Here is a 15487-nt window from a genome sequence, read left to right on the forward strand (position 1 = left end):
GGTCACCAGACAGCTATGGCCCGGCCGCGGCGGGTTCAAGCCCGCGCAGCGCCGCGGCCCAGGCCAGGTCGAGCAGCGGCTCGGGCAGGGGCATCGCCTGCCGCGTGCGGGTCCACAGGATCACGCACTCCACCGCGCGCCCCCGCCAGATCGCCCGTGCGGCGTGGCGATAGGCGGCCATCTGGCGCAGATAGCCCTCGGGCGTGGCTTCGGGGGTGTCGGGTACGGCGGCGTTGGATTTGTAATCGACGATGGTGATGCGGTCGCTTGCGATCACAAGCCGGTCGATGGTCCCCGACAGCACCCTTCCCCCCGGCAGCGGCGCCGACAGCGGCGCCTCGCGCAGCACGGTGGCGCCGGGGGGCGGAGAGAGCAGGGGGCCGAGCGATTCGGCCGCGGCGATCTCGTCCAGCTCGTCCAGCAGCGCGGTAAGTTCCGGGGCGGTGGGCAGCCCGCCCTCGGCCCCGGCCAGCAGGTCGGCGGCGCGGGCGGGCCAGTCCTGCGGCGGCAGGCCGGGCAGGTGTTCCAGCAGCAGATGCAGCCTTGTGCCCGCCAGCAAGGCTGCCTCGCGGTCGGCCGGCTGTGCCCCCGGATCGGCCGCCGCCGTCGCCTGCTGGTCCCCCTGCGCCCCGCCCGCCGCGGCGGCCAGAACCTTGTCGCCCCCCAGTGCAGTCGCGGCGACGGGGGCGGGGGGGCGCGGCGGCCGGGGTGCCGGGACAGTCAGCCAGTCGGGCAGTTCCTCGGCTGCGGGCGTGCTGACCTCGGCCGTAGGCGCCGCCACCGGCCAGTCGCCGAAGCTCAGCCGGCGGATCGGCTGTTCGCTCCACGCGCAGTCCAGATGCGTCTCGGCCAGCCCGTGATCGCGGGTGCAGCCGGCGGCCACGATTGCGTGCCAGCTGTCCAGCCCGTCGCCGGTGTCGCCCGCCGCCGCCACGATCAGCCAGCTTTCGGCCCGGGTGATCGCCACATACAGCAGGCGGCGGCGTTCCTCGTCCTGCCGCTGGCGGTCGCGTTCGACCCATTCGGCCAGACGCGGGGTCTGCTGCGCCTTGGGTGCGCGCCAATGCGCGGGGGGGCCGTCGTCGGGCAGGATGGTGGCGCCGGTGCGCCCCGGCCCCTTGCGGGCGGCGCAGTCGGGCAGGATCACCACCGGGCTTTCCAGCCCCTTGGCGCCGTGCACGGTCATCACCCGGATCAGCCCCTGCCCGTCGCCGGCGCTGCCGGGCTGGCGGCGCACCTCGGCGGTGTCGTCGGCCAGCCACACCAGGAACCCGGTCAGCGAGGGCGTCTCGGCCGTCTCATAGGTCAGGGCCTGCGACAGCAGCTCGTCGATGCCGTCCTCGGCCTCGGGGCCCAGCCGTCCGACCAGCCGCGCCCGCCCGCCGTGGCGCACCAGCAGCCGCGAGATCAGGTCATAGGGGCGCAGGAAATCCGCGTGGGCCTGCAAATCCTGGATGATCGCCTTGACCCGCTCATGCCCGGATTTCCGCAGCGCCTCGATCAGATAGCCGCGGCGCCCGGCGGCCAGCCGGTAAAGCTGGTCCTCGTCCAGCCCGAACAGGGGCGAGCGCAGGGCGGCGGCCAGCGACAAATCATCCTCGGGCAGGGCCAGCACTGACAGCAGTGCGCGGATGTCCTTGACCGCAAGTTCCCCCCCCAGCCGCAGCCGGTCAGCGCCGGCGACGGGCAGTTCGGCCTGTTTCAGCGCCCGGATCACCTCGTGGAAGATTTCATTGCGGCGCTGGACGAGGATCAGGATATCGCCCGGCCGCACCGCGCGGGTCTGGCCGCCGCGCAGGGTGATCGGGGTGCCGATCGCATCCGCTGCCGCCAGCGCCACCTGCTGCGCCAGCACTTTCGACGCGGCGTTCCCCGCCACGCTGTCCACCGGCGCGTGCCAGGGCGCGGGGTCGGGCTTGTCGGGTTCGGGGACCGGCGGCCACAGATCCACCCGCCCCGGCAGCCCGGCGTGAAAGGCGATATGCGTCGGCGCGTCGCCCAGGCCCTGCGCGGCGTCACCCGAAAATACTGCGTCGGTCAGCCGCAGGATCGCGGGCGAGGATCGGAAGGAATGGCGCAGCGCCGCGTCCTGCATCGGTGCCCCGGCGGCGTCGAAATCTTCGGCAAACTGGCGGTGGCGGTCCTCGAACACCGCGATGTCGGCGCCCTGAAAGGAATAGATCGACTGTTTCGGGTCGCCCACCACGAACAGCGTGCGCGGCCGGTCGGCGGCGCCCGCGCCAGCAGTGAATTCGTCCGTCAGTCGTCTTATCACCTGCCATTGCAGGGGCGAGGTGTCCTGCGCCTCGTCCACCAGAATATGGTCGATGCCCCCGTCCAGCCGGAACAGCACCCATTGCGCCATGGACGAGCTGTCCAGCAGCCGCGCCGTCCGGGCGATCAGGTCGTCGAAATCGAGCCACCCCCCGGCCAGTTTCGCCGCCGCGTAGCGGGTGCAGAAGGCGTGGCCGAACCGCTGCAACGCCAGCGTGCGCCGCGCCTGCGCCAAGGCCAGCCGCAGCGGGCGGGCGGCCTCGACCCGGCTCATCAGCTCTTCCAGATCGTCCACCAGTGCGGCGCAGGCGCCGGTGCGCAGTGCCTTGGTCGGGAAACTGCCCAGCTTGGCGGAATAGGGTTCCTTCGCGCCCCCCCCGTTCAGCAGCACGGATTCGAGGATCTCCAGCTCCTCGACCGCTGCCGCCGCCCAGTTGCCGCGCCGCAGCTTTTCAGCGGCGCCCTGATCGGTCTTGCCGCCCTGTTCCAGCAGCGGGATCAGCGCCGGGATCAGCGTGACCTCGCCGCCGTCGAAGCAATCGCCCAGCAGCGCGGCATCGTCGAAACCGGGCGGCAGGTCGCAGCAGCGCCACAGCGCCGCCACGTCGGGGGGCGCGTCATGGCCGGTCAGCGAGGACAGGAACTCGTCCAGCCCGTGGTCCGAGCGCAGCGACAGCAGGTCCGCCATCTCGGGGACGTTCTCGCGCGCCATGCGGTCCAGCACCTCGGCGCGCAGGATGGCGGCGCTGCGGTCGTCCAACTCGGCAAAGCCGTGGGGGACGCCGGCCTCCAGCGGAAAGCGGCGCAGCACACCGGCGCAGAAACTGTGGATGGTCTGGACCTTGAGACCGCCCGGCGCCTCGATCGCCTGCGCGAACAGCCGGCGCGCGGCGGGCAGGTCGGCGCCGGCCGCGATGCCCATCCGCGCCAGCCGCGCGGTCAGCGCCGTGTCGTCCAGCATCGCCCATTCGCCCAGACGGCCCAGCAGGCGGTTCTGCATCTCGGTCGCGGCGGCCTTGGTATAGGTCAGGCACAGGATGCGTTCCGGCCGGGTGCCGCCCAGCAGCAACCGCGCCACCCGGTCGGTCAGCACGCTGGTCTTGCCCGAGCCCGCGTTGGCCGTCAGCCAGGTCGAGCGCTCGGGGTCGGCGGCGATGTGCTGCGCGCGGGTCGCGTCATCCGGGTGGGGGATCGCGTCAGCCATGGCCCACCTCTTGCGGCTGCGGGGGATCGGCCTCGGACCATTCGCCGTGGCGCGACAGGTGGTCGTAGTCGGAGCCGTGGGTCATCCGCTCCATCGCGCGGCGGGCGGTAAAGCCGTATTCGCCGCGCAGATAGGCCGAGATCAGTTCGACGAACTGGTCCCAGGTCGCCTGCATCTCTGCGTCCCAGCCGTGGCTGCGGGTCTCGCCCTCGCCGCCCAGGCGGATATAGCGCAGGTCGGCCACGCGCATCTGCTCGCCAAAGGCGCCGCGTTCGGCCATGGCGGCGGTCAGCGGCAGCTGCTTGTCGAATTGCAGGATCTGTGGGCGGGTCGCGGGGGTGCCGGATTTGTAGTCATAGATCACCGCCGTGCCGTCATGCAGCCGGTCGATGCGGTCGGGTTTCGCGGTCAGGCTGAAGTCGAGCCCCGCCACCGCCAGCCGCCGCTGCGTTTCTACCGCCAGCGGCGCGCCCTGTTGCAACCGCGCGTGTTCGTCGCGGCACAGCTGCGCGGCGATGCCGCCGATGCGGGCGCGCCAGAACAGGCGGCTGGTGGGCCAGGGCACCTGCGCGGCCAGCACCTCGTCCGCCGCGGCCAGCAGCCGCTCCTGCAACGCCTGCGGCGGGTCCTGCGGCGAGGGCGGCGGGGTCAGGAAGCGCTGGATGATCGCGTGCAGCACGTTGCCGCGCTCGGCCGCGTCGGGTTCGGGGCGCAGCGGGTCCAGCGGCGACAGCCCCAGCACCTGCCGGGCGTAGATCGCGTAGGGGTCGCGGATCAGCGTCTGCACCGCCGTCACCGACAGCTCGCGCAGCGCCGGTGCGGGCGGGCGGGGCGAGGGCCGCGGCGCGAGGGGGGCGAGGTCGGCCTGAGCCGGGGCCTCGACGGCGCGGGCGCGGTCCAGCCACAGCTGCCCGCGCGCGCGCATTGCCGCCAGCGCCTGCGGCCCGCCTTGCCCGGGCAGACCGCCCAGCAGGTTCACCAGCCGGTTGAGCCAGCGCGACGGGATCGTCTCGGCCTCGTCATTGCGGCGCGCGCGGCTGAGCACGACCTGCGGCGCGGCGATGGCGATCTGGAAATCATGCGCCGCCAGCCCGATGCGGCGTTCGGGCAGGGTCAGCCCGGCGGCCTCGCGCATCGGGCGGCTGAGCCAGGGGTCGGGGTCCAGCGCTTGCGGCCAGCCGCCCTCGTTCAGACCGCCCAGGATCACCAGCCCGGTCGCCTCGGTCCGCGCCTCTCGCGGGCCGCGGATGCGCACCAGCGGATGCGCGGCCACGTCCATGCGCACCGCCTGAGCCTGCAACTGGTCGGCCAGCAGCCGGGCGAAATCGCGCGCCGTCATCGCCGGGCCGCGCGGGGCGTGCAGGGCCAGATAATCCAGCACGGCGCGGGCTTTCTCGCCCGCGGCCTCGGCGTAAAGCCTTGAAGCATCGGGGGTGCCGGCGCCCGCGGCCCAGGTTTCCGCGATGCGGCGGTGGCGGGCGGCGCGTTCGGTCAGGGGCAGCGGGGCCGGGTCGGCGATCAGCGGCAGGGTTACGTCCAGCGCGGCGGCGATCATCCCGGCCCATGCGGCGCGTTCGGGGCTGGCCTCGCCGGTGCCGCGCGCGGGCCGCTCCCCCCAGGCGCGCAGCGCCGCGCCGTCGGGAAAGGCGGGGCCGTGGCGGCGCAGATGCAGCTCCAGCTCGCGGCTGTGCAGCAGGTGGCTGCGCCGCGCCGCGTCGCCCGCGCCGGTGGCGGTCAGCGGGTGCTTGAGCAGCACCAGCAGGCTGTCGATGCCAAAGGGCTGCCCCGGCAGTTCCGCGACATGGCGCAGGAACAGCCCGGCCGCGGTCAGCGGCAGCGGCACCCCGGCGCTGTCGTCGGGGATGATCCCCCAGCGGTCCAGCGCCGCCGCCACGCGCCGGGTCAGGCTGCGGTCGGCGGCGATCAGCGTCACGGGTCGGTTTTCATGCACGGCGCCGCGGATCAGGGTGGCCAGCGCATTGGCCTCGGCCGCGGGGCTGTCGGCCTCGATCAGCGTCATCCGCCCGGTGGCGGCGGGCAGATCGCCCAGCGAGGGCCCCTCGGCCACCCATTGGTCGGTGACCGGGGCGGGGCGCAGCGCCAGCGCCACCAGCGCATTGCGGGCGGGGTCGGGCGCGGGCGTATCGTCCCACAGCGCCGGTTCCCCACAGGCGGCGACCAGCGGCGCGAAGCGGGCCTGCGGGTGATCCTCGTGCATGGCGGCCGCGGCGCCCTCGGGCATCGGCGTATAGCCGGGCAGCACCACCGCGCCCTGCGGCAGCGCCGCCACCGCCTGCATGAACAGCCGCGTGGCCCCGTGCGAGCCGGTCGAGCCCGCGACGATCACCGGCCCCTCGGGCAGGTTCAGCCCCTGCTGCCAGTCAGAGGCCAAGCGTTCCGCCGCCGCGCGCTGCTGCGCCTCGCGGTCCACGGGCGGGCCGTGCAGGTGGAAACCGGCGGCGATGCGCAGGAACGCCAGCGCCTGCTGCCAATGCGCGGCATGGGCGCCGGCGTCGATGCGCTCCAGCGCGTCCGGGCCCAGCCCCTCGGCCTGCATCTCGGCCATCAGCGCCGACAGCGAGGCCGCGAGTGTCGGCACCGACTGCCCGGTCGCATCCCCGGTCAGCGCGCGGGCGACCAGCTGCGCCAGGTCCAGCTGCCGTGCCAGCGGCGGGGCCGGGGGCGCAAACCCGGCGCCGCTGCCCAGTTCGGCAATCAGCCGCAGCCGGGGCAGCAGCAGCGGGCCACTGCCGCGCAGCGCCGATTCGATGGCCCGCAGCGTGTGGCCCGAGTTGCACCAGACGGTGACCGCGGCCAGCGCCTCGGGCGGGCTGCCTTGCATCCGGGCCAGCAGGCCGCGCACGAAACCGGCGGCGAAATCCGCGCCGGGGGGCAGGGCGTAAAGGCCGCGCATCAGCCGCCCCCGGCCAGCATTGCCTCAGCCAGCGGGATGCAGTCGGGACGGCCGACGTCGCACCAGTCGCCCTTGTGGACCATGCCGAATACCCGACCCTGCGCCAGCAGCCGGTCCCACAGCAGGTTGAGCGAGAACACCTGTTCCGGGATCGCCGCCAGCCCCTCGGTGCGGATGATCTGGCAGCCGGTATAGACCAGATCGCCGCCGCGGCTGATGCGCCCGCCCGCGTCCAGCGTGAAATCGCCGCCGCCGATGCGGCCGCGGGCGCGGTCCAGCGGCACCAGCATCAGCAGCGCGTCCATGCGCGCCGCGTCCCATGCGGCGCGCAGCGCGGCGACCGGGTTCGGCCCGGTCCAGACCGCATCGGGGTTCAGCGTCAAAACGGGGCCGGGGCCAAGCAGCGGCAGCGCCCGCCGCAGCCCGCCGCCGGTATCCAGCAGCAGGTCGGTTTCATCTGAAACCATCACCTCGCTGCCGGAGAGATGCCGGGCGATCTGGTCGCCCAGATGGTGGATGTTGACCACGATGCGCCGTGCGCCGCCCGCCCGCGCCAGGTCCAGCGCGCGGTCCAGCAGCGGCTGCCCGGCGACCGGGATCAGCGGCTTCGGCGTGGTGTCCGTCAGGGGCGCCATGCGGGTGCCCTTGCCGGCGGCGAACAGCATCAGGGTCTCGGTCATCTCACGTCCCCCGCCTGCGCCCGCAGCGCGGCGATGATGTCGGGCGAGGGCGGCGGCACCTCGCGCAGCGCGGCGGAGAGCGGCGCCAGCGCCGGGTGCGCGATGTCGCGGGCGATCGCGTCCCAGACCCGCGGCATGAAATCCAGATAGCGAGTCTTGCCGTCGCGCAGGCACAGCCGGGTAAAGATGCCGATGATCCGCAGGTTCCGCGCCGCGCCCAGCAGCGCATAGGCGGCGCGGAACCGCGCCTCATCCTGCCCGGTGGCGGCGATATAGCGCGACAGCGCGCGTTCCTCGATCTCGGGCGCCACGTCGCGGCGGGCGTCCTGCAGGACCGAGGCGAGCTCATACGCCGGATGCACCGCCACCGCGTCCTGAAAATCCAGCAGCCCGATGGGGGCATCGCCGCGCCAGACCAGATTTTCCGCGTGGAAGTCGCGCAGGGACAGCGCCGGCGAGGCATCGGCGCAAAGCTGCGCGTGCAGGGCGGCGATGGTGGCGGCGACCTTGGCGCCCGCGCCGGGACGGCCGGCGGCGGCGGGATACCACGCGGCGAACAGTTCCGACTGCTGCGCCAGCGCCGGGCCGTCCAGCGCCGGGACGAAATCGGGCGGCGGGTGGCGGTGCAGTTCCGCCACCAGATCGGCGATGCGGTCATAGATCGGCGCCGCCGCCTGCGGGTCGCGGTCAAGGACGCGGGCGACCAGATCGTCGCCCAGATCCTCGGCCAGCAGCAGGCCCTCGGGTTCCGAAACGGCAAGGATTTCAGGGGCGTGGAAGCCGCGCGCCCGCAGCCAGTGGGTCATTGCCAGATAGCGCGCCATGTCGCTGCCGGGCTGGCCGCTGCTGGTCGGATCATCCATCAGCACCGCCGTGCCGCTGTCCCCGATCAGCCGGAAATAGCGGCGCGAGGAGGCATCGCCCGCCAGCGGTTCGACCCGCGCGCCCGCCCAGCCTGTGCCATGCAGGAACTGCGCGATCTGCGCCATGCGTGGCACATGCGCCCAGCGGGCAGGATCGCCCGACAGGGTGATGCGGCGGCGGTCGTCGGCGGTGGCTGCCAGCGTCACGGTCAGCGCGCCCGGCGGGGGCGGCACCATCCGGTCGGGCCATTCGATCAGGGTGATCGCGTGGTCCATTGCATCGTCCAGCCCCAGCTCGACCAGCTCGGACGGATCGGTGAGGCGGTAGAGATCGGCGTGCCAGATCTCGACCCCGCGCGTGTCCAGATAGCTCTGCACGAGGGTGAAGGTCGGGCTGGGCACGTCCTCGGGCGCGTCCCCCTGCCGGGCGCGGATCAGGGCGCGGGCGAAATGGGTCTTGCCGGCGCCGACCGGCCCGTCCAGCAGCAGCGTGTCGCCAGGGGCAAGCACCGCCGCCAGCGCGCGGGCCAGCCCGGCGGTCAGGGCCTCGTCAGCACTGTCGATCACGGAGAGATTCTCGCTCATGCAGGCGGTCACAAGTGGGGCGCTGTCCATCGCGGCGCAGCCTAACCCCTGGCGGCTTGCGGGGAAAGGGCGGCGGGGCCGCCAAGCGCCGCGCCCAGCCCGGCGGCGGCCGCGGCCACGGCAGGGCCAAGCCGGGCCAGCGCCGCCTCGTCCAGCCGCACCTCGGGGCCGATGATCCCCAGCGCCGCCACCGGGTCGCCGCTGCCGCCGAAGACCGGGGCGGCGATGCCGTTCTGGCCGGGCACCGCCTCGCCCCGCTCGGCCAGCCAGCCGCCGTGGCGCAGGGTGGCAAGCTCGGCGGTCAGCTCGCCCTGGTCGGTGAAGCTGCGCGGGGTCAGCGCGGGCAGGGCATCGCACCCCAGCAGCGCCCGCACCCGCGCCAGCGGCAGATGCGCGATCAGCGCCTTGCCCGGCGCGGTGGCGTGATAGGCGAGCCGCGTCCCCGCCGGCAGCACCACCCGCAGCGAGGCCGCCGCCTGCGCTTCAGCCACCACCAGCGCGGCATCGCCATCGGCCACCGCCAGCACCGCGGTCTCGCCGCTCTCGGCCGCCAGCTGCGCCATCACCGGGCGGGCGCGTTCCGCCAGCCCGCCGCGGCGCAGGAAGGCCGCGCCCAGCCGGAACGCACCCGGCCCGACGTGCCACAGCTGCGTGACGGGATCGGCCTCGGCCAGCCGCCGCGCCGCCAGCGCCGCCAGCAGCCGATGCGTGGTCGAAGGCGCCAGCCCCAGCCGCCGCCCCAGATCCGACAGCGAGGCTCCGTCGCCCGCGGCCAGCACCTCGAGCAGCGCCAGCGCCCGGTCCACCACGGCCGAGCCCGCCGCAGGCCCCCCGCCCGAAGGCCGCCCGCGCGGGCGGGAAGAGGTCGATTCCATAGATGCCCCTGCTTGCGCCATGATCCGCGCAAGCTGCCGCAAACCCGGCCCCGCCGCAACGGGTGCGGTCCCCGCCCGAACCCCGGTCCATCCGCATCGTGGAATTGCGCAAGAAAGCCTTTGTCGGTTCCGCACGATGCGCAAAACTGCCTGAAACCGCCATGCATCGGGGAGGAGACCATGCACAGGACCCACAGGGCCGGGACCCACCCGGTCGACGAGATGCTGCCCGCGCCGCGGTTGTTCGCGCTGGGGTTGCAGCACGTGCTGGTGATGTACGCCGGCGCCATTGCCGTGCCGCTGATCGTCGGCCGCGCCCTGCAGCTGCCGCCCGAGGACGTGGCCTTCCTGATCTCGGCCGACCTGTTCGTCTGCGGCGTGGTCTCGATCATCCAGTCGCTGGGCGCGGGTCCGTGGCTGGGGGTCAGGATGCCGGTGATGATGGGGGTGACCTTTGCCGCGGTGGGGCCAATGGTCGCCATCGCCAATTCCATGCCGGGGATCGAGGGGGCCAGGGCGCTGTTCGGCGCGGTGATCGGGGCGGGGGTGATCTCGATCCTGATGGCGCCGCTGGTCAGCCGGATGCTGCGGTTCTTTCCGCCGGTGGTGACGGGGACCGTGATCCTGGTGATCGGGGTCAGCCTGATGCCGATCGGGATCAACTGGATCTTTGGCCTGCCGCAGGGTCCGACCGCGCCGCGGCTGGTCGATCCGGTGATGCAAGCCTGGCTGGAACAGCACATGGCCGAGGGCGGCGCCCCCGCCGGGCTGGCGCTGGCGCCGACCGTGCCGAACCCGCTTTACGGGGCGCCGGGGAACATGGTGATCGCGGGGATCGTGCTGGCCACGATCATGCTGATCGCGCGCTTCGCCCGCGGGTTCCTGTCCAATATCGCGGTGCTGGTGGGGATCGTGGTCGGCGGTATCCTGGCCGCCTCGCTGGGGCTGATGCATTTCGACAAGGTCGCCGCCGCGGCCTGGTTCGCGCCGATTCGGCCGTTCCATTTCGGGATGCCCAGTTTCGACCCGGTGATGATCCTGACCATGACCATGGTGATGATCGTGGTGATGATCGAATCGACCGGCATGTTCCTGGCGCTGGGCGACATGGTGGACCAGAAGATCGACCAGCCGCGGCTGGCGGCCGGGCTGCGGGTGGACGGGGTCGGCACGCTCTTGGGCGGGATATTCAACACCTTCCCCTATACCTCGTTCAGCCAGAACGTCGGGCTGGTGGGCGTGACCGGGGTGCGTTCGCGCCATGTCTGCGTGGCGGGCGGCGCGATCATGGTGGTGCTGGGGCTGATCCCCAAGATGGGCGCGCTGGTCGAGGCGCTGCCCACGGTGGTGCTGGGCGGGGCCGGGCTGGTGATGTTCGGCATGGTCGCGGCGACCGGCATCCGGGTGCTGTCGCGCGTCGATTTCGCCGGCAACCGCAACAACCTGTTCGTGGTGGCGGTGTCGCTGGGCATGGGGATGATCCCGATGATCGCCGGCAGCTTCGACCAGTGGCTGCCGCCATCGACCCGGGTGCTGACCCATTCCGGCATCCTGCTGGCCGCGGTGGCCGCCGTGGCGCTGAACTGGTTCCTGAACGGCGCCGCCCATCTGGACAAGGCCGAAGTCTCACGCGCCGCCGCCCAGGCCGATACGCATTGAAAGCAAAGGGGCGTCGCAGTCGGCGCCCCTTCATCGTGGCGGAAATATCCTCCGGGGGCGCGGGGGTGGAAAACCCCCGCTCCGACCGCGCCGCCGGGTCAGGCCAGCGCCAGCTCGCGCCGTGCGGCCAGATATTCGGCCTCGAGCCGGTCCACCAGCCCCGCCACCGGCTGGATGGCGTCAACCGCGCCGATGCCCTGGCCGGCGCCCCAGATCTGGCTCCATGCCTTGACCTTGCGCTGGTCCTTGCCGAAATCCATCGCCTCGGGGATGGCGTCCCCAAGGCCGTCGGGGTCGATCCCCGCCGCGCGGATCGAGGGTTTCAGATAGTTGCCCGGGATGCCGGTGAAGGCGGGGGAATAGATGATGTCCTCGGCCCCGCAATCCACGATCATCTGCTTGTAGTCGGCAGGGGCGTTCGCCTCGACCGTGGCGATGAAGGGGCTGCCGATATAGGCAAGGTCCGCCCCCGCCGCCTGCGCGGCCAGCACCGCGCGGCCGGTGGCGATGGCGCCCGACAGCAGCAGCGGCCCGTCGAAGAACGCGCGGATTTCCTGCAGCAGCGCAAAGGGTGACTGTACGCCTGCGTGGCCGCCCGCGCCCGCCGCCACCGCGATCAGCCCGTCGGCGCCCTTTTCCAGCGCCTTGCGGGCAAAGGTCGCGTTCACCACGTCGTGCAGGCTGATGCCGCCGCAGTCATGGGCGGCCTGGTTCACCTCGACCCGCGCGCCCAGGCTGGTGATCCAGATCGGCACCTTGTGGCGGTGGCAGATCTCGATGTCGCGTTCCAGCCGCGCGTTCGAGCGGTGAACGATCTGGTTGACCGCAAAGGGCGCCGCCGGGCGGTCGGGGTTTTGCTGGTTGTGGCGGTCGAGTTCCTCGCGGATGCGGGTCAGCCAGGCGTCGAGCAGCGGCGGCTCGCCGTCCTTTTCGCGCGCGTTCAGCGCGGGGAACGAGCCGACGATCCCGGCCTTGCACTGGGCGATGACCAGTTCCGGCCCCGAGACGATGAACATGGGCGAGGCGACGACGGGGATACGCAGGTTCGACAGGATCGGAGGCAGCATCGCTTGTTCCTTGCATGTGGCGTTGGCGCGATCATGGCGCGGCGGGGGCGGACTGCAACCGTGCGGGCGGGGGGACGTTGCGGAAGCCGCAGTCCCGGCGGTGCAGCCGGAGCGGGGGCCAGCCCCGGCCACTGCCGTGGCCTTCGTCGCTGAAAACAGTCCACTGGACCATCCGGCGGGAAAACAGCCTCGGGGGCTGTTTTCTGATCCGCCTCCTATTCCGGGCGCTCGGAAGCCCGCGGGGATATTTCCGGCAAGAGGAAAGTCCGCGCCCGCTAGTAGGGCAGCGGGTGCGCGCGGTGGAAGGCGTCGATGGCGGCCAGCGCCTCGTCGTCCAGCCGCAGGTCGAGGCCGGAAAGCAGGTGGTCGAGCTGCGCCGGGCGGGTCGCGCCGATGATCGGCACCGCCGGGAACGGCCGCTGCCGGACAAAGGCGATGGCGGCGTGGATCGGGTCGAGCCCCAGCCCGCGCGCCATCTCGCCCCAGGCGTCGGCGGCGGCGATGCCCCGCGCGGTGCGCCGGCCCCCCAGCATCCCGTCGCCGCCGCGGCTGCGATCGCCGCCGGCGCGGCTGTCCGCGGGCACCGCGCCGCCTGCGTATTTCCCGGTCAGCAGCCCTGCCGCCAGCGGCGAATAGGCCAGCAGGGTAATGTCCTCTTTCTGGCCCAGCTCGGCCATGTCGGTATCGTAGAGCCGGCAGAGCGGCCCGTATTCGTTCTGCACCGACACCACCCGCGGCCCGCCGGTGCGTTCAGCCGCCGCCAGCCAGGACATCGTGCCCCAGGCCGATTCGTTCGACAGCCCGAAGGCGCGCACCTTGCCCGCGGCCACGATGTCGCGCAGCGCGGTCAGGATGCCGTCCATATGGTCCTGCACCTCGGCCTTGCCGGTCTTGCGCGGGTCGTAGGTCCAGTTCTGGCGAAAGGCGTAGCTGCCGCGGGCGGGCCAGTGCAGCTGGTAAAGCTCGACCCGATCGGTGCGCAGCCGGCGCAGCGAATCGTCCACCGCCTGCGCGATGGTGTCCTGGGTAAAGCCGCGGCCGTCGCGGGTGTGGCCGCCGTTGGGGCCGCTGGCCTTGGTGGCGATCTGCACATCCTCGCGCCGGCCGCGGCTGGCGATCCATGCGCCGATGATCTCCTCGGTCCGGCCATGGGTCTCGGCCACGGCGGGGTTGACCGGATACATCTCGGCCGTGTCCCAGAAGGTGATCCCGGCGGCCAGCGCGCGGTCCATCTGGGCGAACGCCTCGGGTTCCGGGGTGTCGCGGCCAAAGGTCATCGTGCCAAGGCAGACGCCGCTGATGGTCAGCGCGCCGAGCTTGCGGGGGTCGAGCATGGTTCATCCTGTCTGTTGCGGCTGCAACCTGTCAGCCGCGACGCAAGGACGCAACCATGTGGCCTAGCCGCCGGCGCCGGGGAATGTCGCCTGAAAGACCCGGCCCTCGGTATCCTCGGCCCGTGCGGTCAGTTCGGCTCCGTTGGGGCGGTAGCCCAGCCGGAACACCGGGTTTTCGGAAATGGAGATCCCGCCCTCCATCGTCATCAGGGTCTCGCCGCCCTGCTCCAGCACCACGGTCTGCACGAACTCGGCCGGGATGTTCAGCAGCGTCACCTGATCGCGCTGCAACCCCGAGAAATTGGGGTGCCGGATCATCAGCGTGCCCATGGCGCGCCCGTCGGCGGGTTCGCTGCGGAACCGCATCTCTCCGATCCCGGCATAGGGGTCGGGCCCCCCGCCCGCGGGGGCCGCGCAGCCGCCCGAGGCCTTGACGAAGCGCCCGGCCATGATCTGGCGCCCATCCTCCAGCGTGGCGATGGCGCGGATGTCGGAATAGGCGTCGACGCGGACGCGCAGCTCGAAATCCAGCGGTGCGGTGGCGGGGCCAAAGCTGAACTCGCCGGCCACGGGGGCGGGGTTCTGGTCGATCACCAGCGCCAGTTTCACGATGCGCGGCGCGTCCGGCGGCTGGGTGATGCGCAGTGGGACCAGCGCCGGATTGTCGGCGCGGGGCGGGGCTTCCAGCGTCAGGATCGCGGGGTCGAGCGGCGGTTCCGCCTCGGTCCCGATCACGGCGGAACGCATATCCTCCCACGCGGGCGAGGGTTGCAGGGGGTTTTCGGCCAGCGCCGGGGCGGCGGCCACCGCCAGCAGGGCAAGGGTGTTGCGCAGGATGGACAGGGCGGACATGGCGAACCTTTGGCGGCTGCTCTGCCGATGGTGACCCCCGCCGCCCGCCTGCGCGACCCCGACGAAAGTCGTAAGCGGCGGACAACGGGGGCGGCAGGCGCGCGGGCCGGCATAGACTGCGCCCCCATGTATGCGCTGATCCTGACCGCCTGCCTTGCCGCCGCCCCCGACAGCTGCGCGCCGCGGCTGCTGCCGGCAGGCAGCGCCCCCGACGCCGCGGCGTGTGAGGCGGGGGCAGAGGCGCTTTCCGCCCGCTGGCTAGCGGCGCATCCCGCGCTGACCGGGCAGGGCTGGCGCTGCGCCCCCCTGTCTCAGGCGCCGGCGCTGGACCTGGCCGAGGTCGCCCCCGGCGTCCATGTCCACCGCGGCGCCGATGCCGGCTTCACCCCCGAAAACCGCGGCTGGATCGCCAATCTGGGCGTGGTCGTCGGGCAGGAGCGCGTGGCGGTGATCGACCCCGGCGGCTCTCGCGAGCAGGGCGAGGCGCTGTTTGCCGCCATCGCCCGGCTGACCGACCTGCCCGTCGGCCCGGTGATCCTGACCCATCCGCACCCCGACCACATCGCCGGGGCCGAGGTCTTTGCCGAGGCGGGGGCCGAAATCATCGCCGACGCCCGCCTGCCCGAGGCGCTGGCCGCGCGCAGCGAGGCCTGGGCCGAATCGATCCCCGCGCAGATCGGGGCCGAGGCCTGGGCGGGGACGGTGCTGGTCCAGCCCGACCGCACCATCGCGGCGCCCGAGACGCTGGAGCTTGGCGGGCGCAGCCTGACCCTGACCCCGGCGCCGCGCGCCCATAGCGACGCCGACCTGACCGTGCGCGACGATGCCACGGGGGCGCTGTTCACCGGCGATCTGGTGTTTCGCGGGCTGACCCCGGTGGTGGACGGCTCGCTGAAGGGCTGGCTGGGCTGGCTGGACGCCCCGCCACAGGGCGCGCCGGTGATCCCCGGCCACGGGCCGGTGGCGGCGTCGTTTGCCGAGGCCGCGGCGGCGCAGTCGAACTATCTGGCGGGGCTGCGCGACGCGGTGCAGGCGGCGCTGGACGCGGGGCTGGGGCTGTCTGACGCGGTGCCCGCAGTGCTGGCGGCGATGCAGCCGCTGGCCGGTCATTGGCAGGATTTTCCCGCCACCACTGCCCGCAACGCCGCTACCGCTTATGCCGAGATGGAATGGGACTGAG

At 72.8% G+C, this 15487-nt stretch carries 10 protein-coding genes; 2 read left to right on the plus strand and 8 right to left on the minus strand.

Annotated elements, in window-relative coordinates; genetic code table 11:
• Positions 1 to 13: 13 nt before the first annotated feature.
• From addA to RSP45_RS13220, 5 genes are read right to left on the minus strand one after another with little or no spacing between them, the layout of a single operon-like run.
• Entirely contained in the window at positions 14 to 3478 is a 3465-nt protein-coding gene (addA, locus tag RSP45_RS13200) for a double-strand break repair helicase AddA (RefSeq protein ID WP_415392271.1), read from the minus strand.
• Positions 3471 to 6392, minus strand: coding sequence for a double-strand break repair protein AddB (gene addB / locus RSP45_RS13205; protein WP_415392272.1), 2922 nt, complete (start codon positions 6390 to 6392; stop codon positions 3471 to 3473). Before addB ends, addA begins: the two co-directional genes overlap by 8 nt.
• Positions 6392 to 7072, minus strand: coding sequence for a nucleotidyltransferase family protein (locus RSP45_RS13210; protein WP_415392273.1), 681 nt, complete (start codon positions 7070 to 7072; stop codon positions 6392 to 6394). The genes addB and RSP45_RS13210 overlap by 1 nt, the downstream gene beginning before the upstream one ends.
• Positions 7069 to 8520, minus strand: coding sequence for a tRNA (adenosine(37)-N6)-threonylcarbamoyltransferase complex ATPase subunit type 1 TsaE (gene tsaE, locus RSP45_RS13215; protein WP_415392274.1), 1452 nt, complete (start codon positions 8518 to 8520; stop codon positions 7069 to 7071). Before tsaE ends, RSP45_RS13210 begins: the two co-directional genes overlap by 4 nt.
• 41 nt (positions 8521 to 8561) lie before the next feature.
• Positions 8562 to 9395, minus strand: coding sequence for an IclR family transcriptional regulator (locus RSP45_RS13220; protein ID WP_415392275.1), 834 nt, complete (start codon positions 9393 to 9395; stop codon positions 8562 to 8564).
• Positions 9396 to 9575: 180 nt separating this feature from the next.
• Here RSP45_RS13220 and RSP45_RS13225 point away from each other — a divergent pair, with 180 nt between their 5' ends.
• The gene (locus RSP45_RS13225) at positions 9576 to 11054 is read left to right on the plus strand and encodes a nucleobase:cation symporter-2 family protein (RefSeq protein WP_415392276.1); all 1479 of its coding nucleotides are present in this window, start codon (positions 9576 to 9578) and stop codon (positions 11052 to 11054) included.
• Between the two features lie 98 nt (positions 11055 to 11152).
• Here RSP45_RS13225 and RSP45_RS13230 read toward each other — a convergent pair whose 3' ends face one another.
• The 3 genes from RSP45_RS13230 to RSP45_RS13240 all read right to left on the minus strand — a co-directional run bounded on the left by RSP45_RS13230 (position 11153) and on the right by RSP45_RS13240 (position 14307).
• Complete coding sequence (locus RSP45_RS13230) at positions 11153 to 12121, minus strand: NAD(P)H-dependent flavin oxidoreductase (protein WP_415392277.1); 969 nt, start codon at positions 12119 to 12121, stop codon at positions 11153 to 11155.
• A gap of 275 nt (positions 12122 to 12396) precedes the next feature.
• Positions 12397 to 13455 (minus strand): aldo/keto reductase, encoded by a 1059-nt coding sequence (locus tag RSP45_RS13235; protein WP_415392278.1) that lies wholly within the window; start codon positions 13453 to 13455, stop codon positions 12397 to 12399.
• 63 nt (positions 13456 to 13518) lie between these two features.
• Complete coding sequence (locus tag RSP45_RS13240; protein WP_415392279.1) at positions 13519 to 14307, minus strand: quinoprotein dehydrogenase-associated SoxYZ-like carrier; 789 nt, start codon at positions 14305 to 14307, stop codon at positions 13519 to 13521.
• Positions 14308 to 14433: 126 nt separating this feature from the next.
• On the opposite strand from RSP45_RS13240, the gene RSP45_RS13245 reads away from it, so the two are divergent.
• Entirely contained in the window at positions 14434 to 15486 is a 1053-nt protein-coding gene (locus tag RSP45_RS13245) for a quinoprotein relay system zinc metallohydrolase 2 (RefSeq protein ID WP_415392280.1), read from the plus strand.
• The last annotated feature ends 1 nt before the right edge of the window (position 15487 follow it).

The organism is Paracoccus sp. SJTW-4 (assembly GCF_047716885.1).
GTDB classification, from domain to species: domain Bacteria; phylum Pseudomonadota; class Alphaproteobacteria; order Rhodobacterales; family Rhodobacteraceae; genus Paracoccus; species Paracoccus solventivorans.

Coding starts and splice junctions, on each gene's coding strand:
- RSP45_RS13225 (WP_415392276.1), top strand. CDS start 9,576: ATGCACAGGACCCACAGGGCCGGGACCCACCCGGTCGACGAGATGCTG.
- addA (WP_415392271.1), bottom strand. CDS start 3,478: ATGGCTGACGCGATCCCCCACCCGGATGACGCGACCCGCGCGCAGCAC.
- RSP45_RS13210 (WP_415392273.1), bottom strand. CDS start 7,072: ATGACCGAGACCCTGATGCTGTTCGCCGCCGGCAAGGGCACCCGCATG.
- RSP45_RS13235 (WP_415392278.1), bottom strand. CDS start 13,455: ATGCTCGACCCCCGCAAGCTCGGCGCGCTGACCATCAGCGGCGTCTGC.
- RSP45_RS13220 (WP_415392275.1), bottom strand. CDS start 9,395: ATGGAATCGACCTCTTCCCGCCCGCGCGGGCGGCCTTCGGGCGGGGGG.
- tsaE (WP_415392274.1), bottom strand. CDS start 8,520: ATGAGCGAGAATCTCTCCGTGATCGACAGTGCTGACGAGGCCCTGACC.
- RSP45_RS13240 (WP_415392279.1), bottom strand. CDS start 14,307: ATGTCCGCCCTGTCCATCCTGCGCAACACCCTTGCCCTGCTGGCGGTG.
- RSP45_RS13245 (WP_415392280.1), top strand. CDS start 14,434: ATGTATGCGCTGATCCTGACCGCCTGCCTTGCCGCCGCCCCCGACAGC.
- addB (WP_415392272.1), bottom strand. CDS start 6,392: ATGCGCGGCCTTTACGCCCTGCCCCCCGGCGCGGATTTCGCCGCCGGT.
- RSP45_RS13230 (WP_415392277.1), bottom strand. CDS start 12,121: ATGCTGCCTCCGATCCTGTCGAACCTGCGTATCCCCGTCGTCGCCTCG.